Genomic DNA, 22,145 nt, shown 5'->3' with positions numbered 1-22,145 from the left:
CGGAGGGAAAGGTGAACAAACAATGAGAAAGTTTCCAGTCCTATTGTCAACCATTGTTGCAGCTTCAACTATCACATTATCAACAACTTCAATTTCCGCACAATCGACAGATGATTTAAATAAAAAAATTGATGAGTTACAACAGCAACAAAAAGAGCTTGAACAAAAACGAAATAATTTACAGAGTGACTCTCAACAAACAGATAAAAAGATTAATAAAAACCTAGATAAACAAGATTCCGTAGAAAAAGAAATCAACTCTATTGACACTGACTTGCAAGCAACTTTAAAACAAATCAGTACAAAGGAAACGGAGATAACCAAGACGAACCAACAAGTAGAAGAGTTGACAACACAAATTGAACAATTAAAGAAGGAAATTGCTTTATTAAAAGAACGTATTAAAAAGCGTGAAGCGTTATTAAAGGATCGCCTTCGCAACATCCAGCAAAACGGTGGCGGAATGAAATACATAGAAGTAATTTTAGGATCTAAAAGCTTCGGCGATTTTATTAGTCGCTCTTCCGCTGTAAATACGATTATGGATCAAGATAAATCGATTATGGAACAGCACCAAGCTGATAAAGTAGCGGTGGAAAAAAACAAAATCGATGTAGAAAATAAAAAGACTGAAGTTGAACAGAAGAAGCAGTCTTTACAAAATCAAAAACAAGATTTAGTTGCATTAAAAGGGCAGTTGGATAATCAGCTATCGAAAAAAGAAACATTAATGGCTAGTTTGAAAGATGAACATGAAGAATTGGAAGCATATAAAGTAAGTGTGGAAGAAGAGCAGGAAATATTAGCGCGGCAAGCGGAAGCAGCTGAAAAAGCAAAACAGCTTGCTCAGTCAGAGAAAAGTGAACTAGAGCAGTTAGCTAGAGAGAGAGAAAAGCAACAAGCAGAACAAAAAGCTTCTCCTTCCAAGCCAAGTAATTCTCCAGCTGCTAATAATACTCCAAGTCCTAATCAAGAATCAGGATCCGAATCGGGATCAGGATCAGGATCAAATACGGGTTCAACTCCAGCACCACAAAATAACGGAGGAGTGTTGAATTATCCTATTTCGGCTCCGATTACTTCCCATTATGGTGCGAGGTGGGGAACAATGCACCACGGAACGGATTTTGGAGCCCCAATAGGTACGCCAGTTCGCTCTGCAGCATCTGGGGTAGTTATTATGACAAATACGGAAGCACAAGCAGGTATGTCCGGGTATGGAAATGTTATCTTAGTATCGCACAATATTAATGGACAATCTTATACGACTCTATATGCACACTTGAATAGTATTGGAGTGAGCCAAGGACAAACTGTAAGTGCTGGTCAAGTGATCGGTGCTAGTGGCAACACGGGACAATCCACTGGTCCACACTTACATTTTGAAGTGCACCGTGGCGGCTGGAATGGTGCTAAAAGCAATTCCATTGACCCAATGAGTGTATTAAATTAACTGTGTAGAATATGGAAAAGACATCAATCAATATGCGATTCGATTGATGTCTTTTTTGATTGTATAGCCTATAAAATGAGGTGCTTGGAGATAACGAAATAACCGACTAGTCACGTCCGGCGCATGAGCCCAGCAACGATGCGACTTTAGAAATGCGCCCTACGATAAGTCATCATCGGTTCGTCGCCTCACCGTGATTTCTTTTTCTTTAGTTGATTCGTTCCATTCGCTCGTTGCTAAACGGGCGCTTGCGCCTTTGTTCTGATAACATGTATAATAACATCATAAACATGGGTAGAAATGAAAAGTATCTCATTTATTTCATGCAACTAAAGATTCACTTGTTGAATCAGCTTACTATGCGTTGTATTAAAGGATAAGGAGTTAAATTGGAAATGCATCTTTTTACAATGAATGCTAACAGCAAATAATGTACTATTTTATTTGAATACAGGTATATTACTTATTTTTTTACAACATATGTTAAGCTAGTGAGGGGTAAATTTATAAGTATGCCAATGAATCTTAGCTGAAATTTGTGTGTGCTGCAGGAAGATAGTTTCAAATGTTAAACGAGTTGAGGTGGAAGAATGAAATTAAGGAAGTTACATATTGTACTGCTTTTTATACTAGCGTTGGCTGTTGGTCTAGTTGGTGGTTTTGCAGGTGTGAAACTAGCCCAGAAGACAGTACCGGCTGCTCAGCAGTCCATTGATTTAAGTGGCGATTCAGAATCCAATGAATCCGTACCTGAAAATATAGAAAAAATAGATCAAGCCTTTCAATTAATCAAAGAAAACTACTTGGAAGATGTTGATGACAAGCAGTTGACAGAAGGTGCTATTCAAGGGATGCTTTCAACGCTGGAGGACCCATACAGTTCTTATCTTGATGCAGAAACAATGAAGAAATTCAATGAACAGATTGAGTCTTCCTTTGAAGGAATTGGAGCAGAAGTGAATAAGGTGGGAGATGTTTTAACCATTGTAGCACCTGTTAAGGATTCTCCGGCGGAAAAGGCAGGATTAAGACCGAATGATCAAGTGCTTAGAGTAGATGGCGAAAGCCTAGAAGGGCTTAGCCAAAACGAATCGGTTGCGAAAATACGGGGAGAAAAAGGAACCGAGGTGGAATTAACCATTCGCAGATCAGGTGTTTCTGACCCATTTAAAGTAGCGATAGTCAGAGATACCATTCCACAAGAAACGGTATACAGTAAGATAACAAAAGTAGACGGCAAAAAAACAGGCATTTTGGAAGTAACCAATTTTTCCGAGCGGACAGCTCAAGAGTTTAATGAACAGTTGAAGAAAATGGAAGATGACGGTATTGAAGGTTTAGTTATTGATGTTCGAGGAAATCCTGGTGGGCTGTTAAATGTCGTTGAAGATATGTTAAAGCAATTTGTCCCAGAAGATATGCCTTATTTACAAGTAGAGGATCAAAATGGGAAAAAGACACCATATTACTCTGATTTAAAACAAAAGAAAGAATACCCAATTAGTGTGCTTATTGATGAAGGAAGTGCTTCTGCTTCTGAAATATTAGCTGTGGCAATGAAAGAAATGGGCTATGATGTAGTGGGCCAACCAAGCTTTGGTAAAGGAACCATTCAACAGGCGGTCCCGCTAGGAGATGAAAGTACAATTAAACTCACCTTCTCCAAATGGTTGTCACCGAAAGGCAATTGGATTCATGAAAAAGGTGTTGAACCAACTGTAAAACAAAAACAGCCCGCATATTATTATACAAGCCCTGTACAAATTAAGGATCCATTGACGCAAGACCAAACTGGGGATAAAATTAAAAATATACAAGTGATGCTAAAAGGGTTAGGTTATGATCCAGGACGTACAGATGGTTATTTTAGTGCAAAAACAGCAAAAGCAGTAGAAGCTTTTCAGCAAGATAATGATTTATCCTCATCTGGTAATATAGACGAAAAAACAGCCAAATTGATTGAAACGAAAGTGATTAATAACATCCGTGAAGGAAAAGATGATCAACAGCTGGAAACAGCATTGAAAGAAGTGTATCAGTAATTTATGTTCAATAATCAATCCGCGAGTACCCCTCGCGGATTTTTCCCAGATAGACTTATACGTTACGCGGGCAATAGTAGTGATGTCAGCAAAAGTATTTGCCTGAAGATTCACTTTATTAACGTAAACGAGATGGTAGCAAAGCAGACAGAGAAAATATGATTAAAAAAACGACGCCAAAGTTAAAAGTTAGGCTTGGCTTGTGAATTTATTGCAATGCAATTTTGGCACTGAGGTGATAAACTTGTTGGAATCATGGTTATTGGAAAGTGCAAAAGGGATAGGAAGATTATTTTTAAATCCTTTATTTTATTGGGCATTTATATTGATTATTTTTACAGGAATAAAGCGGATTAAACGAGAAAGAGAAGATTTCGGCATTAAAGTTTATGATTTGTTCTCCGAATGGAAATATACTTGGGGAGTTTCCATTATCATGGGCTTGTTCATTTCTGCCTATACGATAGGCGTAGGTGTAGTGCTTACATATCCTGTTATTTTGCTTCTGGGTGCAGTTGCTATCCTGCTCAGTCTAACTGGTAGGCTTAGTCTACTATCGGCAAGTTATATCATCGGGATAGCCTATTTGATCTTATTGTTTGTACCCAAATGGGTAGATTTACAATCCATACTACCTTCTTCTATGAGTATGAATATTCATTTCTCAGGATTAACCAGTTTATTAGCCATATTGCTGCTTGCAGAAAGTATTATGTTATTTCGTGCAAGAAAGGGTTTGACCTATCCAGAGCTGACACTCAGTAAGCGAGGGGGCTGGGTTGGACAACATCACTTAAAGAAAATGGCTGTCATTCCTTTTTTTACACTTATCCCAACAGGTTCACTAACTCCTTTTGCAGACTATTGGCCTTATTTTACTTTGAATGATGAAACGTATAGTCTCATTCTTATCCCGTTTCTGCTTGGCTTTGATCATATTGTACGTGCTCACGAACCTTCAATAGCAGCTACAGAGCTTGCTCGGTCTACATTGTTACTAAGTTTATTAGTAGGTATATTTGCTTTTAGCAGCATTTATTATTCTGTTTTTTCGCTTATAGCAGTTTTGTGTGCTATTTTGGGAAGAGAGCTGATAAATTATCGTTATCGTATAAAAGAACAAAATAAAGCAGGCTATTTTCAATCAACAGATCAAGCATTAAAAGTGCTCGCTGTGCTCCCAGATTCGCCAGCTGATCGCCTGGGGATAAAAGCCGGTACATTTATTACTAAGGTGAATGGCACAAGAATTAATCAACTCGAAGCATTCTATCATGCTTTGCAAACAAGTGGAGCATTTTTCAAACTAGAAATCATCAATAAAGAAGGAGAAGTGGAATTGCTACAAGGGGCATGGTATCAAGGTGATCATCATGGATTAGGTTTATTTTTTACCTCTCCCCCACACAACAAACAAATCAATAATACAGCAGAGGCTGAAGGATAACCTTGATAGTTATTTTGCATAAGAAGGTTACTTCCCATACACAAGTAAATATTGTGCTAGGAGAGTGCTTCCATCTTTTACCTACTAGAACCTGATTTATTTCTGATATGAATACAGAAATAAGTCAGGTTTTTCTTAAAGAATAAGAAAGTATAAACTTAGGTGCTTATGGATAATGAAATAACCGAATAGTCACGTCCAGCGCATGAGCCCAGCAACGATGCGACTTCACGAATCGCCCTACGATAAGTCATCATCGGTTCGTCGCTAAGGGGAAGGCCGACTAAAAACGGGCTTGCCGCTCAGGCGTCGGCATACCCCTGGTTTTAGTGGCATGATTCCTAAATCTTTAGTTGATTCGTTCCATTCGCTACGTTGCTAAACGGGCGCCCCGAGCCTTTGTTCTTGGGCTCGTATTTTAAAAGATAGTGGAATGGGGGACGACGCATCGATAAGGATGCTTTGTTCATTGATATGGGAGATGGTTTTTAACTCCATTATTATATATTTTTCTGTAAGGAGGTATCTTATTTCTGCTTCATGTATTACTGTGTGCTTTTATTCTCATATTTAATACAGTAATAATATTGAAAAAATGATACAAGCTAGTAAAGAAAAAGAAGTGTTGGAGTTGAGTACCTCATGTTCATTAGGAATTTCTTATTATATTTCTGGGGGAGTATCGACCCTGTTTATTTTGCTTGTTCGAGATTAACGTATATTGTTGGACCTAATCAAAAAAGAACGTTACTGCGAGCTCGATTAACTAAATATAAAGGGGCAACAGTGATTCTTTCTGATGGAACAGTAGTAGAAAAAAATGACGTGTTAGTCAAAATACATTTACACAATGTCAAATTGCTTAAAGAATTGTGCAATCAGTCCAATGATATAAAACGAGCTGTTACTATTTATCATAGTGTAAAACAAGCGATGCCAAGCTTGGCATCGTATATAGAGACACACCCTGAATGTGGAAGAGTAAAGGGAATTATCGGTATTACAAACTTGTCTAAAGGAGCAGAGAAACTAGGATTTGAAAAAAAGCCTCTACAAAATGTATTTTATCGTACATTTAAAAAGGCAACTTTATTTCCTATCAATATCCTAACGGGTAAAAAAACAATGAAACCTGTTTATTTATTTATGTCAAAAGGAAATTTATTAATGAGATACGGAAATCAAAATAAACGAATTTACTGACGATGGGATGAAACCAATGAAGCAACTACAACCATTAGACGCATTATTTCTTCCTTTTTTACAAATTCCAAGTGGACACCATCATGTAGCAGATGCTTTAATAGCCGAATATAAAAGTATACACCCAAGCCACCATTACGAAAAAGTGGACATATTTGGGCATGGATATAAAAATCTGGAAAAACTAGTGTCTTCGACGTATTTGACATGGATTAAGTACTTTCCTAAAGGGTATGATCGATTATATTCGTACTTGGTGTATAGACAGGCAGCGGAAAAGAGAACAAGACAGTGGCATTATGAGTCTCTATTTCGTCCAGTACTGCAAAAAGTCTTGAAACAATCCGAACCGAAAATACTGTTTTTTACACATGCGTTACCTTCCAATATGGCGAGTATTTTAAAACAAAAAGGAAAGTTACACGCCATTACGGTGAATGTGTATACGGACTTTTTTGTAAATTCTTTGTGGGGGATAGCAGGGATTGACTACCATTTGGTCCCTACATCCTCTATGAAGCAATTTCTATTGCAATCAGGAGTACAGGACAATAAGATTTTTGTTACAGGTATTCCCATACATCCTGACTTTTATTGTACATATAGTCAACAAAGTAAACAGGCGAGCCGCCAATTATTAGTATCAGGCGGGAGTTTGGGGACAGGAGGTATGGAGCGTTTGTTGGCAGAGGTTCATTTATCCTCAGATACACATGTATATGTATTATGTGGTCACAATGAACAATTATATCAAAAGCTTGTTTCCAAAAATGATCGTCATATAACCCCATTACGATATTTGACTTCAAAACAGAGAATAAATCAATTATATGAGCAGGCCGATGCTGTTATTACTAAACCAGGTGGTGTTACTGTAAGTGAGTGCCTCATAAAACGGAAACCGCTATTTATTTACGACGCATTACCGGGGCAGGAGAGGATTAATTTACATGAATTAACACGTTTAGGTTTAGTACAACAAATAGATAAAAACAAAGCCATTGGAAAGCAAATAGCCGATTACTTTTCTGATCATCATAAGCAACAGCAGTTTTATAAACAGCTGAATCGCTACTTTCAAAATATGGAGACTGATTCTGTTGCAACCATCATTGAACAGATAACAGCGGAGGAGCGCAGGGTCTAAAGGATATTTTTATGTAGGCGGATAAGGATGTTTATTCATGGTAAAGATAAACATTTTCCAACGGCTACATCAAGCGGGATATGATTTCAACTGTAGTTTGTTTAAGTAGACAATCGAGTAAAGCTACCCCTTTTCTGGACATAAACATTGCTTTATCTCCTTATGAAAAAATTCAAACGAGGGCATGGATTTCAGCATACTTAAAAACTTAAAAAATAATGATTGCTAGGTAAAAGCACGCAGCGCGAAACCTGTTTGCGCTGCCTATTTTAGTGGGAAAATGTATCAGAGCATTGCTATAGTTAACTTAGCATGCGTATTTTACACCTGTGAATAAGGCACAAATTTTTAATAAGCCCTAATCAGTGAAGAAGGTATTGGTGACATTAGGAATGGTTACTCATGTTTTTGCCATCACTGATTTGAAATAGTGTAAAATCATGAGTAAAATAAGTTGATTGTATATTTCCTTTATCCCGTTTCAGGAGTTGGATAATCTTGTACTGCAAAAAGCTAAGTGGGAGATAACAGCACCTAAATGCCCTATTTCGTAAGCAGTCTTTAGATCATACCATTACGGTACTAACAAGCCGTGGGGGATGAATGCCCCCCTCTGATTGAAGATTCACTTTATCAAACCGTAAGGGAATTATACGATGGAGGAAAGGGAATGACTGTAAAGACTAGTGATTCTATATGTTTAAAATAAAAATCGAATATCTGTTCGTTTTTCTGTTAACATAAATAGGATTTATGATAGAATAAGTATTAGTTACTGACGGATCGGAGGAGAAGCTAGTGGAAAATAAATTTGAGCTAGTTGCCAACTATGAACCAAAGGGCGATCAGCCCCATGCGATCAGAGAAATTGTGGAGCGAATAAAGGCTGGACAGAGACACCAAACGTTACTAGGTGCAACTGGTACAGGGAAAACCTTTACGATGTCCAATGTAATTAAAGAGATAAACCGGCCAACGTTAGTGATTGCACATAATAAAACATTAGCCGGTCAATTATATAGTGAGTTTAAGGAATTCTTTCCAAATAATGCGATAGAGTATTTTGTTAGTTATTATGATTACTATCAACCTGAAGCATATGTACCGTCAACAGATACGTTTATCGAAAAGGATGCGAGCATTAATGATGAGATCGATAAACTAAGGCACTCCGCTACATCTGCACTGTTCGAACGACGAGATGTTGTAATTGTAGCAAGTGTATCGTGCATTTATGGTTTAGGTTCTCCAGAAGAATATAAAAGTCAAGTGCTTTCTATTCGAACAGGTATGGAAAAGGATCGCGATCAATTGCTACGTGAACTTGTGGACATTCAATATGCCAGGAATGATATCAATTTCCAACGCGGTACCTTCCGAGTTCGCGGAGATTCGGTAGAAATTATTCCAGCTTCTAAAGAAGAACACTGTATTCGAGTCGAATTTTTCGGGGATGAAATCGATCGAATTCGTGAGGTGGACGCTCTAACCGGTGAAATTATTGGCGATAGAGAACATATTGCTATATTTCCGGCATCTCACTTCGTAACCCGAGAAGAAAAATTAAAGCTGGCCATTAAAAATATTGAAAAGGAATTAGAAGAGCGCTTAAAGGAGTTGCGTGACCAAGGCAAATTGTTGGAAGCACAGCGTTTAGAGCAGCGAACAAAATATGACCTAGAAATGATGCATGAAATGGGATTTTGCTCTGGAATCGAGAATTATTCACGTCATCTTACTTTACGAGAAGCGGGGGCAACACCATATACATTACTTGATTTCTTTCCAGAGGATTTTTTAGTTATGATTGATGAGTCCCATGTCACATTACCGCAAATACGCGGTATGTTTAATGGGGACCAGGCTCGGAAACAAGTACTTGTAGATCATGGTTTTAGATTGCCATCCGCATTAGATAATCGCCCCCTTCGTTTTGAAGAATTCGAAAAAGCAACCAACCAACTCGTATATGTTTCAGCAACTCCGGGTCCATATGAACAGGAGCACTCTCCAACAATGACGGAACAAATTATTCGTCCAACTGGCTTATTGGATCCTGAGGTGGAAGTACGACCAATTGAAGGACAAATTGATGATTTAATTGGAGAAATCCATATACGTTCGGAGAAAAATGAACGTGTGCTTGTTACAACATTAACGAAAAAAATGTCCGAAGACTTAACAGATTATTTAAAAGAGCTGGGTATAAAAGTTGCCTACTTACATTCAGAAATTAAAACATTGGAACGAATCGAATTGATTCGTGATTTACGCGTTGGCAAATATGATGTTCTAATTGGCATAAACTTATTACGTGAAGGGCTTGATATTCCCGAAGTATCGTTAGTCGCTATATTAGACGCGGATAAAGAAGGTTTTTTACGTTCGGAGCGATCGCTTATTCAGACAATGGGACGTGCTGCGCGTAATGAAAATGGGATGGTTATTATGTACGCAGATAAGATGACCAACTCGATGCAGGTTGCAATTGATGAGACGTACCGCAGACGGGAAAAACAGATAGCCTATAATGAAAAATATGGCATTACACCTACAACAATTAAGAAAGATGTACGAGATGTCATACGGGCAACTGTTGCAGCTGAGGATCAAGAAACCTATGAAAGTAAAACGAAAAGCGTTAGCAAGCTAGCAAAACAGGATAAAGAAAAGGTCATTGCCAATATGGAAAAAGAAATGAAAGAGGCTGCGAAAGCATTAGATTTTGAAAAAGCAGCTGAACTTCGAGATATAATACTTGAACTGAAAGCAGGAAGGTGATCAAATGCCTAGTAAATATATTACGATTCAAGGGGCTAAGGCTCATAATTTAAAAAACATTGACGTAAACATACCAAAGAACAAGCTGGTCGTCCTCACCGGACTGTCTGGTTCAGGAAAGTCGTCGCTCGCTTTTGATACGATTTATGCAGAAGGACAAAGGCGGTATGTAGAATCTTTATCGGCTTACGCAAGGCAATTTTTAGGACAAATGGATAAACCGGATGTAGATGCTATTGAAGGTCTTTCACCAGCGATATCTATTGACCAAAAGACAACGAGTAAAAACCCGCGCTCAACAGTTGGAACAGTTACGGAAATATATGATTACTTGCGATTATTATTTGCGCGCATCGGGCACCCAACCTGCCCGAAACATGGGGTGGAAATTACTTCACAAACAGTAGAGCAGATGGTAGATCGAATTATGGAGTACCCGGAGCGGACGAAAATGCAAATTTTAGCTCCGGTAGTTTCAGGGAGAAAAGGCGAACACGTTAAGGTGTTTGAAAAATTAAAGCAAGAAGGTTACGTTCGGATTCGCGTAGATAAAGAAATGCGTGAAGTTACCGAAGAGATTAAGCTAGAGAAGAATAAGAAGCACTCCGTCGAGGTCGTTATCGATCGGATTGTCGTGAAGGAAGGGATCGAGGGGCGATTAAGTGATTCCATCGAGACCGCTCTAGCTTTAGGCGAAGGGAAAATCATGGTTGATGTCATTGGACAAGAAGAAATTACATTTAGTGAAAATCACGCTTGTCCAATTTGCGGGTTTTCCATTGAAGAATTAGAGCCACGCCTCTTTTCGTTTAATAGTCCGTATGGTGCGTGTCCGACTTGTGATGGATTAGGTACAAACTTGGAAGTCGATTTAGACCTAGTCATCCCCAATTGGGATAAATCATTAAATGAGCACGCACTTGCACCTTGGGAACCGATCAGTTCGCAATATTATCCTCAGTTGCTGAAAAGTGTTTGTGATCATTATGATATCGATATGGATATACCTGTGAAGGATATACCGAAAGAGAAAATGGACAAAATTTTATATGGTAGCGGGAAAGAAAAAATTCATTTCCACTATGTAAATGACTTTGGAAATGTACGTGATAACCATATTATGTTCGAAGGGGTCGTGCATAATGTAGCAAGGCGTTACAAAGAAACGAGCTCTGATTTCATTCGTGAAAATTTAGAAAAATATATGGCGCAAAAGAACTGTCCTACATGTAAAGGATACCGTCTGAAAGAAGAAGCATTAGCAGTTCGAATTAATGGCAAACACATTAGTGAAGTGACTGATTTTTCAATTGTAGAAGCGCAAAGCTTTTTCCAAGCCTTAGATTTATCTGAAAAAGAAATACAAATTGCCAAAATGATCTTAAAAGAGATATCTGATCGACTGGAGTTTTTGAATAATGTGGGCTTGGACTATTTAACGTTGTCGCGATCATCAGGAACCCTCTCTGGTGGAGAAGCTCAGCGTATACGCTTGGCGACGCAAATTGGTTCAGCATTAACAGGAGTTCTCTATGTGCTCGATGAACCTTCTATTGGTTTACATCAGCGTGATAATGACAGATTAATTGGAACGCTGCAACGTATGCGAGATCTTGATAATACACTTATTGTTGTGGAACATGATGAGGATACGATGCTGGCTGCTGATTGGCTGATTGACATCGGACCAGGTGCCGGAGAGCATGGGGGAGAAATTGTTGCGAGCGATACACCAGAAAAGGTCATGGATAATGAACAGTCATTAACGGGGCAATATCTGTCTGGTAAGAAATTTATTCCTTTACCTGCAAAAAGAAGGAAGAAAGACAAGCGTGTCATTGAAGTGGTAGGGGCTGAGGAAAACAATTTACAGAAGGTTTCAGCGAAATTTCCAATTGGCTTGATGACCGTCGTTACCGGAGTATCTGGCTCGGGAAAAAGTACGTTAGTTAACGAAATATTATATAAGGCATTAGCTAAAGAGCTTTACACCGGAAAGCATAAACCTGGAAAACATAAACAAGTAAACGGAATAGAGCATATTGAAAAGGTCATTGATATAGATCAATCACCAATCGGTAGGACACCACGGTCAAATCCTGCCACATATACAGGAGTATTTGACGATATTCGGGAAGTCTTTGCGCAAACAAATGAAGCGAAAGTTCGAGGGTATAAGAAGGGTCGATTTAGTTTTAACGTGAAAGGTGGTCGTTGTGAGGCTTGTCATGGCGATGGCATTATCAAGATAGAAATGCACTTCCTTCCAGATGTCTATGTTCCATGCGAAGTTTGCCATGGTAGCAGATATAACCGGGAAACGTTGGAAGTGAAGTATAAAGGAAAGAATATTTCCGAAGTACTCGGTTTAACCATCGAAGAGGCACTGGAATTCTTCGCTAATATACCGAAAATAAAGCGGAAGCTACAAACCATTTTTGACGTCGGACTTGGCTATATCAAGCTCGGCCAGCCAGCAACAACTCTATCTGGAGGAGAAGCACAGCGTGTTAAGCTTGCAAGTGAATTACACCGACGATCCAATGGTAAATCTTTTTATATTTTAGATGAGCCAACTACTGGGCTGCATGTGGATGATATTAGTCGTTTATTAAATGTATTACAGCGATTGGTTGATAACGGCGATACGGTTTTAATTATTGAGCACAATTTAGATGTTATTAAAACAGCTGATCATATTATCGATCTTGGTCCTGAAGGCGGTGCGGGGGGCGGCAAAATTATTGCTACAGGCACGCCGGAACAGATTGCTAAAAAAGAGAATTCCTATACAGGAAAATATTTAAAAAATGTTTTAGAACGGGATAGGCAGCGGATGGAAGCTTCCATCAAAAGAAAAGAGCAATTAGCAACAAAGTAATATGTAATCCAAAAGTAAGCAGAGCGTGTTAAAGTTTAGGAAATTTTCCTATGCTTGAAGCACGCTTATTGATTTACAAAAGCTGTTTCTTCTATTTTATACTGAATGTAGCGGTGTCTCTTTTTGGAAATTCGACAGCCAATAGCCCCTACTGAAAGTCATGTTTTGCATCTGAGGAAATGGAGGCACTTTACTTCCACGAAAGTGAAATGTATTCCACTTTGGGTTTAGAAACGATTGATTTTTCTAAAATCAGTGTTACTAAAGCGGCATGTGTTTATGCTTTGACCATTTCTGTTTCATTCGATAAGCTAAAGGGAGCAGAAAATGGGGAGGAACCACAATGAAACCAATTCAAATCGAACTAGTACAACAGTGGTTGGATAAATTTATAAATCAAACAGTTTATATTCATGTAGAAACGACAAATGGTGCATATGCTAGTCATTTAGATGAAAAAGCATATAATGTAGGCGCATATGTTAGAAATGTACAAATTACTTATAATCAGGCTAAAATTGTAGGAGAAGGAAACGCTTATCGGGTCGGCTTAAAAACGAACAATGGCTGGATTTATGCAGAAGGACTAACAGACTGGACGATCCATGAAGGGTCGAAAATTCTACTTGCTGGACATGATCGTGAAGGACGATTAATGGTAGCATTGCAAATTAGTGAAACGCCATTTGACTATTAATTTTGAAGAAACAGGTGATAAAAATGGAAAAACATGTTGTTGTTATATTGCCTCACCCAGATGATGAATCGTTTGGCTCTGCTGGATCCATTGCAGAATTCCGTAGTCAGGGAATTCCAGTGACTTATTTATGTGGAACGCTTGGTGAGATGGGCAGAAATATGGGCAATCCACCATTTGCCAATCGAGAAACGTTACCAGAGATTCGTAAGCAAGAGTTGAAAAAGGCATGTGATGTGTTAGACATGAATTTACAGATGCTAGGTTATCGAGATAAAACGATCGAATTTGAAGATCGTACAGAAGTAGCTAACCATTTGCAGCATATTTTAGAAGAAATAAAGCCAAGTCTAGTTATTACGCATTATCCTGGTTATGCAGTACATCCAGATCATAATGCACTTGGAGCAGCTGCTATTCAAGCTGTCGAGCAGATGGAAGAAGATCACCGCCCGGTTGTTTGGGCACAAGCGTTTGCCAGAGGCTTTCAAGAAAAGTTAGGTGATCCAGATGTCATCAATGATGTAGAAGCTTATTTTGAAACGAAAATGGATGCGATCTTATGTCATCAATCGCAAGCCGGTGGCATTATAGGTGATTTAAAGGACTATAAGGCATTAGGCGCAGACGTTTTACAAGAAGCGAAAACTCGATTTGGAAAAGAAACATTTTATATTTGGAAATTCCAATAATCTAGTCTTGACAACGAAGTTATGTATCCTAAATGAATGGAGGCAATGTTGATGAAAAGGTTATACCGTTCAGAAACTAATAAGATGGTAGCAGGAGTATTAGGTGGATTAGGAGAGTATTTTCGTATTGACCCCACTATTTTAAGGCTCTTATTTGTTGTTGTATTGTTTATGAGTTTTTTTACGGTAGCTATTATTTATCTAGTTGCTGCGGTCATTATTCCAGCTGAAGGGGAGATCCGTTAAACATGATGAGATGGCTTTTATCTATCGTCCTGAACGCCGTGGCACTTATCGTCGTTGCCCAGCTATTTGATTCTTTTCATTTAGAAGGTTTTGGCACAGCTGTGTTGGCGAGCCTCATTCTATCGATTTTAAATATCCTTGTAAAGCCCATTTTAGTTATATTGACTTTACCTGTTACCATGCTTACTTTAGGGCTCTTTCTATTTATTATTAATGCGATTACGCTTATGATGACACAAGCAGTAATGGGCAGCTCCTTTGTTATCGATGGATTTGGCACAGCTGTTTTGGCTGCGATTATTATTTCGATTATTAATGTGTTATTAAATCGGTTAGTGCAAGACTCTTTTAAGTAAAGAGAAGGAGAATCATCTTCAAAAATGATATAGCAGAAAGTATACAAAATCTTTTGGCTGATAGAGTTGGTTTTTAATATGTACGAAAAACATAACACCATGTATAAATTTGGTTGACTAGTCTGTCCCTACCTGATTAAGGAAAAAAGGTTTTAATGGATCGTAGGCATATTTGTCTACGATTTTTACACGGGATGTGCTACAATGAAGAAAACTTTTGCTTCGTTAAATACGGCGAAGAATTGTTTTCCATTACATATGCAAAGGGTAAGCATTATAAATTGACACTCTTTACTAAATGTCATTATATTTTGTAGAATACAACAAAGTAATGTTACGCTACGTGAAATATAGTTGCTTACTTATAGCAGGTTGCCGCTTAGCACAAGGAGGATAATGAACAATGTCAACAGTTCGCACAAAAGATTTACTAGAAAATTTTAATCTAACACTAATGGCGGGAAAAGATGGCTTGTATAGAGAAATTACGACTGGAGATATTTCTCGACCGGGCATTGAAATGACAGGTTATTTCAAATATTATCCTAAAGAGAGACTTCAACTAATAGGAAGAACAGAAATGGCTTATTTTTTGGAACTCAGTGACGAGGAAAAAGCCAGTCGAGTAGATCAACTATGTACAGATATTACTCCGGGGATAGTAGTTACAAGAAATATGGAAATTCCTCAAGTTATGATTGATGCCGCTAACGAATCAGGCGTTCCTATTTTGCATTCTAAACAAAAAACAACGCGAGTTATTAGCAGATTAACCAATTTTCTAGAAGCCAAATTTGCTCCATTTACTGCTATACATGGAGTTCTCGTTGACGTTTATGGAGTCGGTGTGCTTATCATGGGGCAAAGTGGAGTAGGGAAAAGTGAAACAGCCCTAGAACTCGTAAAGCGGGGGCATCGGCTAGTTGCTGATGATAGTGTAGAAATTCGTCAGGAAGATTATGATAGCTTAATTGGGAATTCGCCTCCATTAATCGAGCATTTGCTGGAAATACGGGGGCTAGGAATCATTAATGTAATGACATTGTTTGGAGCAGGATCTGTACGAAACTATAAAAAAATTTCCCTAATTATCAATTTGGAGAATTGGGATCAACATAAGCAGTATGATCGTCTTGGCTTGGATGAAGACAAGATGAAGATTATGGATGTGGAGTTACCAAAAGCGACGATTCCAGTTCGACCAGGACGAAATCTAGCTGTCATTATTGAAGTTGCAGCAATGAATTTTCGTCTCAAACGGATGGGAGTCAATGCGGCAGAAGAGTTTTCTGAGCGATTAACAAGTATGATTGATCAAGAGACGGATCATCACTTGTAAGGAGGAAAAATATGAGCTGTTCAGCAGAACCACTAGACAGAGTATTTTTGCAAATAGGGTCTTTTCCCATTTATTGGTATGGCGTTATTATTGCTGCTGGAGCCTTTTTAGGTCTTCTATTAGCGAACCGTGAAGCAAGTCGAATTGGGATGAAAAAAGATATTATGGTTGATTTAGTGGTTTTTGCTATTCCAATTGCCATTATTTCAGCAAGAATTTATTATGTCATTTTTGAATGGGATCAGTATGCAGGTGGAAGCTGGACGGATATAGTCGCCATTTGGGAAGGCGGAATCGCGATTCATGGTGCGCTAATTGGTGCTGTTTTAACAGCTATTGTCTATGCTCGTGTGAAAAATGAATCGTTTTGGCAATTAGCAGATATTGCTGCTCCAAGTCTTATTTTAGCACAGGCAATAGGGCGTTGGGGCAATTTTATGAATCAAGAGGCACATGGAGGACCTATTTCTTCAGCTGCATACGAAAGTTTCCATCAATATTTACCTGATTTTATTATGAATCAGATGTGTATTGATGGTGTTATGTATCATCCAACCTTTCTATATGAGTCGGTTTGGAATATCCTAGTCTTTGCATTACTACTGCTGTTAAGGAGATTTAACCCTCTTCGTGGTGAAATTTTCTTAAGCTATGCGATTATGTATTCGATCGGACGTTTCTTCATTGAAGATATGCGTACAGACAGTCTGTATGTTTTTGGTGACCTGCGTCAGGCACAAGTTATTTCGATTGTGATTATACTAGTTGCGCTTATTTTAATCATTTATCGTCGTAGAACGTCCCAAGTCCGCTATTTGGATATTATGAGAGAACAATCGCTCTCAAAGAAAGCAAAATCTGCGGCGGCTAAGAACAAGAAGAAGAAAAAGAAATAAGATTTATATATAACCGTTGTTCCGTATGTAATCTGGTAAGATTTCCTCTTCAAGGGCGAAAGGTGATATAAAGACCTACTTAGGAGATGACGGCACTTAAGTGCCTGATTGATTAATTGGGTCTGCAAGAAATTGAACGCAAGAGGGAGCGAAAAGCAGAACAAGCGTTTTCTCATTTTTAAGGGCGCTTAAAATGTTAGTCTTTTTTTCCATGGGGACGGGGTTGAAGACTCGCGTTCAAATTTCTAGAAAAAGGTCGCTGTAGATATGATTATTGTAATATATATGTAGATTGGGATATACGGGGAGTGCGTATTATCGAGATACATTTTCGAATTAATGCCAGAGGAGAGAGGGTATAATGAAGGGAACCGTACAACGAGGGCTCAAACAAGGGTTTTTAACGACTTGGACATTAGGGAAGGTCATCTTTCCGATTACGTTAATTGTAACTATCTTACAGTTCACACCAATACTTCCTTGGGTTATAGAAAAATTAACCCCATTAATGGGATTGTTTGGCTTGTCCGGAGAAGCAGCCGTTCCATTAGTGTTAGGAAATGCTTTAAACTTATATGCAGGTATAGCGGCAATTGTTTCTTTTGAATTTACGGTAAAAGAAGTTTTTATCATGGCGATCATGCTATCATTTTCACATAATTTGTTTATTGAATCCGCAGTTGCTTCCAGAGTTGGCGTAAGCTGGTGGCTTATTTCTGGAATTCGAGTTGCTCTAGCGCTGATTGCAGGAACGGTAATTAATCTAGTATGGAATGGCGGAGCTGAGCAAGCGGTATATGGATTTATTTCCAATTCTGATCCCGCTTTAAATGGATGGATAGAAATCGCTGTACATGGATTGCAAACAGCTGCTATTGCTATACTTCAATTAGCATTTATTGTCATACCACTGATGGTTATCATGCAATTTTTACGGGAAATGGGCTGGCTGACAAAGCTTTCCAAAGGATTTGCCCCATTTACACGAGCTCTAGGTATGAAGGAAAATACTTCCATGACGATGGTTGCCGGATTAACTATTGGTTTAGCTTATGGAGCTGGCGTTATGATCCAAGCTGTAAAGGAAGATGGGGTGGAGAAGAAGGATATGATGCTCGCACTTATCTTTCTTGTTTCTTGTCATGCGGTGGTAGAAGATACATTGGTATTTATTCCACTTGGCATCCCAGTTTGGCCATTATTAATTATTCGCTTAGCTACAGCTATAATATTAACGATGATCATAGCATTTATTTGGAATAGACTAGAGAAGGACAAAAGAAAGGAACCAGCAACAAATGAGCATTCGTACAATACTTTTTGATTTGGATGGAACACTAATTGATACAAACGAGTTAATTATTGCGTCGTTTTTTCATACATTTGGGCAATATAATTATCAGTTTACTCGAGAAGAAATTATTGAATTTAATGGTCCGCCTTTATTGGATACGTTTAAGGCAATTGATGCAGAAAAAGCAGAGCGCATGGTGCAAACGTATCGAACCCATAATATGAAGGAACATGATAACTATGTAAAGGCATTTCCTTTTGTAGAAGAAACATTGAAACAGTTAAAGCAAAACGGAATGAAGCTTGGAGTCGTTACAACTAAAATGCGTCAAGGCGTGAAAAAGGGACTGGCAACAACTGATTTGGAGCCATATTTTGATACTGTTATTACGTTGGATGATGTGAAACATCCAAAACCACACGCAGAACCAGTAATGAAAGCAATGGATAAGTTAGCGGCTGATGCGGCTACGACATTAATGGTAGGTGACAATTCACATGACCTGGAGGCAGGGAAAAACGCCGGTGTGCAAACTGCCGGTGTAGCATGGTCCTTTAAAGGGAAAGAGCGCTTAATGCAATATAAGCCTACGTACATGCTGGAAGATATGCGTGATCTTTTAACAATTACAGGAGTGTAATCCATGCGAAGAACCAAGCGTTATCCTGTTCAACATACCAATTCCTTATGGCAAATTTATAAAACTATTTCGTTTTGGAAAGTTGTCCGCAATTTTATCGTTATTCAACTGGCTAGGTATACCCCATTTTTACCCGTTAAAAATTGGCTTTATCGCCGCTGCCTAGCGATGAAAATTGGTAGACACACTGCATTTGCTCTCATGGTAATGCCAGACATTATGTTTCCTGAGAAAATAACGGTGGGGGAAAATTGTGTCATCGGTTATAATACGACGATTCTAGCTCATGAATACTTAATTACAGAATATCGGATCGGTGAGGTTACTATTGGTGATGAAGTGATGGTTGGAGCAAATACAACTATTTTACCTGGGGTGCATATTGGAAATGGAGCGATTGTATCAGCTGGTACATTGGTCCATAAAGATGTGCCTGAAGGGGCATTTGTTGGTGGGAACCCGATGCGAATCATCCATACAAAGGAAGAGAGGAATGACAAAACGAAACAGGACGAAAGCAGGTGAGCGGTTTGCAAGTGCCGACTGGTATATTACCAGCCATACGCAAGATGAAGGACTTTGATAAAGCTTTAGAAACAGGATATCCGACGATTGTCATTTTAGAAACACGTTTATCGCAGATCAAGAGTCTCGTTTCATACACAAAAAAATCAAATAAGAACATTTTAATTCACTTTGACCTAATTCAAGGTTTGAAGTCAGATGATTACGGGATGGAATATGTGCTTCGGGAAATTAAACCGGATGGGATTTTATCCACAAGAGCAAATGTAATTCGTATGGCTAAAAAGCATGGTCTGCTCGCTATCCAACGGATGTTTTTATTAGATAGTTTGGCATTAGAACAAAACTTGAAATTGATTGAAAATGCGCAGCCAGACTGCATTGAAGTGTTACCAGGGTTAATGCCGACAATGATTCAGCATATTAATGAGCAAACAAATCTACCGGTTATTGCTGGAGGTCTCATAAAAACGATTGATCAAGTAAGGGAAGCCTTAGAGGCAGGAGCTGTTGCAATTTCGACATCTAATACGGATCTTTGGTGAATCGGATAAACAAAACATTGTCGATGATCTTGCATGTATGGTATACTAAAATTAAGTTAATAGATGGACGGAGATATGGAGAAGCCGCAAAGCAGCTAATATATAGTATATTAGTCTGTTTTGTGGCTTTCTTTTTTACGCAATTGCTTTAGATAAGCATTCTCGTTACCATCTGCAGAATTATATTTTCGTCCTACTTCATACATGAGTATCCTCTAAAAAGGGTATGGATATGTATAAACAATAGTCGACAATGGGGAGTGAATGTTCATGAGTACTTTTTCAAGTTTTCACCGTCAGGATAAATTAACAAATATGGAAAATAAGCCACTGGATTTATTAGTAATCGGTGGGGGTATTACGGGATCAGGCATTGCTTTGGACGCTGTCATGAGAGGAATGAATACAGGCTTAGTTGAGATGCAGGACTTTGCAGCAGGTACGTCCAGTCGCTCAACTAAACTCGTTCACGGCGGTCTTCGCTACTTAAAGCAAATGGAAGTAAAAATGGTGGCAGAAGTTGGACGGGAGCGAGCAGTCGTATACGAAAATGGCCCCCATGTAACAACTCCAGAGTGGATGATGCTTCCATTTCATAAGGGTGGGACATTTGGTCCGTTTACCACTAATATTGGCTTACGTGTATATGATTTATTAGCCGGAGTCAAAAAATCAGAACGGCGAAAAATGTTAAATAAGGAAGAGGCACTGGCAAAAGAGCCGTTAATTAAACAAGATGGCTTAAAAGGTGCAGGTTATTACGTAGAATATAAAACAGACGATGCCCGTCTTACCATTGAAGTACTAAAAAAGGCAGTACAAAAAGGGGTTCATGCAGTAAATTATGCAAAGGCTATTGATTTTATATACGACCAAAACCAGCAAGTAACAGGTGCTGTAATAGAAGATCAAATTCATGGAAAGCACTATAAAGTGTATGCAAAAAAAATAATTAATGCTGGTGGTCCTTGGGTAGATGAGCTAAGAGAAATAGACGGATCGAAACAAGGAAAAGCACTACACCTCACGAAAGGTGTACATCTTGTATTTTCGAAAAAAGTCTTTCCATTACAACAAGCAATTTATTTCGATAGCCCGGATGGACGGATGATTTTTGCTATACCACGGGAAAATGTGACATATGTAGGAACAACCGATACGAGTTATAAAGGAGATATCGCAAATCCAACGATGACGGTCGCTGATCGTGATTATATTTTGGATGCGATTCACTATATGTTCCCATCATTAAATATTACCGCAGATCATGTTGAATCAAGCTGGGCTGGATTACGTCCATTAATTGCGGAAGAAGGCACAGACAATCCGAGTGAAATATCACGGAAGGATGAAATATTTATCTCTGACTCGGGGCTGATATCGATGGCGGGTGGAAAGCTGACAGGTTATCGCAAAATGGCGGAAGAAGCAGTAGATACAGTTGCCAAACGGTTAAAAGAGGAGGATGGCATTTTATACTCTAAATCAGATACCGTGCACCTGCCAATCTCAGGAGGAGAAGTTGGCGGTTCCAAGGGCTTTGCGAAATTTATAGTTCGAAAAACTGATGAAGCAATAGCTGAAGGAATGGATGAAGCAACTGCAAAACGCCTGATTCATCGATACGGAGCGAACTTTGATCAAATCTTGGAATTTTATCGAAACAAACAACAGGAAGCAAGTGATGAAGGTATGGATCGCTGTCTATTTGCCGAACTTATATATGCCATGGAGTACGAGTCCGCATACAAGCCAGTAGATTTCTTCATTAGACGGACAGGTTCGTTGTTTTTTGAAATCGACTGGGTGAGAGCACATCAAGAGAAAGTGATTGCATATATGGCTAAAGAATTAGAGTGGACAGAGGAGCAAACAGAAGAATATACCAATGAGTTAAACACGGCGATCGCTGAGGCTGTCCATCCACAAGCAAATAATTAACCACTTTACGGGACATCTGG

Annotated in this window: 19 protein-coding genes; all 19 read left to right on the top strand. The window is 38.7% G+C overall.

What is annotated here, in order from left to right; genetic code table 11:
• The first annotated feature begins 22 nt into the window (after positions 1-22).
• The 19 genes from KBP50_RS12035 (at position 23) to KBP50_RS11945 (ending at position 22,125) form a co-directional block, all read left to right on the top strand.
• Positions 23-1,453 (top strand): murein hydrolase activator EnvC family protein, encoded by a 1,431-nt coding sequence (locus KBP50_RS12035; protein ID WP_050352329.1) that lies wholly within the window; start codon positions 23-25, stop codon positions 1,451-1,453.
• Positions 1,454-2,043: 590 nt separating this feature from the next.
• Entirely contained in the window at positions 2,044-3,495 is a 1,452-nt protein-coding gene (locus KBP50_RS12030; RefSeq protein WP_050352330.1) for a S41 family peptidase, read from the top strand.
• A 247-nt stretch (positions 3,496-3,742) separates the two neighbouring features.
• A complete protein-coding gene (locus tag KBP50_RS12025) occupies positions 3,743-4,942 on the top strand; it encodes a PDZ domain-containing protein (RefSeq protein WP_232231227.1) in 1,200 nt (399 codons plus the stop codon).
• A gap of 642 nt (positions 4,943-5,584) precedes the next feature.
• Complete coding sequence (locus KBP50_RS12020; protein WP_050352332.1) at positions 5,585-6,145, top strand: YkoP family protein; 561 nt, start codon at positions 5,585-5,587, stop codon at positions 6,143-6,145.
• Between the two features lie 16 nt (positions 6,146-6,161).
• A complete protein-coding gene (locus tag KBP50_RS12015) occupies positions 6,162-7,292 on the top strand; it encodes an MGDG synthase family glycosyltransferase (RefSeq protein ID WP_050352333.1) in 1,131 nt (376 codons plus the stop codon).
• A gap of 798 nt (positions 7,293-8,090) precedes the next feature.
• On the top strand, positions 8,091-10,073 hold the full coding sequence (gene uvrB, locus KBP50_RS12010) for an excinuclease ABC subunit UvrB (protein WP_050352334.1): 1,983 nt from the start codon (positions 8,091-8,093) through the stop codon (positions 10,071-10,073).
• A gap of 4 nt (positions 10,074-10,077) precedes the next feature.
• Entirely contained in the window at positions 10,078-12,954 is a 2,877-nt protein-coding gene (uvrA, locus tag KBP50_RS12005; protein ID WP_050352335.1) for an excinuclease ABC subunit UvrA, read from the top strand.
• A gap of 209 nt (positions 12,955-13,163) precedes the next feature.
• Complete coding sequence (locus KBP50_RS12000) at positions 13,164-13,301, top strand: hypothetical protein (RefSeq protein ID WP_156875379.1); 138 nt, start codon at positions 13,164-13,166, stop codon at positions 13,299-13,301.
• Complete coding sequence (locus KBP50_RS11995; protein ID WP_050352336.1) at positions 13,298-13,651, top strand: YojF family protein; 354 nt, start codon at positions 13,298-13,300, stop codon at positions 13,649-13,651. Before KBP50_RS12000 ends, KBP50_RS11995 begins: the two co-directional genes overlap by 4 nt.
• A 23-nt stretch (positions 13,652-13,674) precedes the next feature.
• Positions 13,675-14,343 (top strand): bacillithiol biosynthesis deacetylase BshB2, encoded by a 669-nt coding sequence (gene bshB2 / locus KBP50_RS11990; RefSeq protein ID WP_050352337.1) that lies wholly within the window; start codon positions 13,675-13,677, stop codon positions 14,341-14,343.
• 51 nt (positions 14,344-14,394) lie between these two features.
• Positions 14,395-14,589 (top strand): PspC domain-containing protein, encoded by a 195-nt coding sequence (locus tag KBP50_RS11985; RefSeq protein WP_050352338.1) that lies wholly within the window; start codon positions 14,395-14,397, stop codon positions 14,587-14,589.
• 5 nt (positions 14,590-14,594) lie between these two features.
• A complete protein-coding gene (locus tag KBP50_RS11980; protein ID WP_082241010.1) occupies positions 14,595-14,945 on the top strand; it encodes a phage holin family protein in 351 nt (116 codons plus the stop codon).
• Positions 14,946-15,348: 403 nt separating this feature from the next.
• Positions 15,349-16,284: an HPr(Ser) kinase/phosphatase gene (gene hprK, locus KBP50_RS11975; RefSeq protein WP_050352340.1), complete on the top strand. Its 936-nt coding sequence runs from the start codon at positions 15,349-15,351 to the stop codon at positions 16,282-16,284.
• Between the two features lie 11 nt (positions 16,285-16,295).
• Positions 16,296-17,180: a prolipoprotein diacylglyceryl transferase gene (gene lgt, locus KBP50_RS11970; protein WP_050352341.1), complete on the top strand. Its 885-nt coding sequence runs from the start codon at positions 16,296-16,298 to the stop codon at positions 17,178-17,180.
• Positions 17,181-17,541: 361 nt separating this feature from the next.
• Positions 17,542-18,504, top strand: a complete 963-nt coding sequence (locus tag KBP50_RS11965; RefSeq protein ID WP_050352342.1) for a nucleoside recognition domain-containing protein — start codon at positions 17,542-17,544, stop codon at positions 18,502-18,504.
• Complete coding sequence (ppaX, locus tag KBP50_RS11960) at positions 18,479-19,114, top strand: pyrophosphatase PpaX (protein WP_050352343.1); 636 nt, start codon at positions 18,479-18,481, stop codon at positions 19,112-19,114. The genes KBP50_RS11965 and ppaX overlap by 26 nt, the downstream gene beginning before the upstream one ends.
• A 3-nt stretch (positions 19,115-19,117) precedes the next feature.
• Positions 19,118-19,639: an acyltransferase gene (locus tag KBP50_RS11955; protein WP_050352344.1), complete on the top strand. Its 522-nt coding sequence runs from the start codon at positions 19,118-19,120 to the stop codon at positions 19,637-19,639.
• Between the two features lie 5 nt (positions 19,640-19,644).
• Positions 19,645-20,184 carry a glycerol-3-phosphate responsive antiterminator gene (locus KBP50_RS11950; protein WP_072742472.1) on the top strand — a complete coding sequence of 180 codons (540 nt, stop codon included), beginning with the start codon at positions 19,645-19,647 and terminating at the stop codon, positions 20,182-20,184.
• 270 nt (positions 20,185-20,454) lie between these two features.
• Positions 20,455-22,125 (top strand): glycerol-3-phosphate dehydrogenase/oxidase, encoded by a 1,671-nt coding sequence (locus tag KBP50_RS11945; RefSeq protein WP_050352345.1) that lies wholly within the window; start codon positions 20,455-20,457, stop codon positions 22,123-22,125.
• The last annotated feature ends 20 nt before the right edge of the window (positions 22,126-22,145 follow it).

The sequence above is a fragment of the Virgibacillus pantothenticus genome, assembly GCF_018075365.1.
Classification (GTDB): Bacteria; Bacillota; Bacilli; order Bacillales; family Amphibacillaceae; genus Virgibacillus; species Virgibacillus pantothenticus.
The sequence above is the reverse complement of the archived record's forward strand: the minus strand, read 5'-3'. Positions and strand labels throughout refer to the sequence as shown.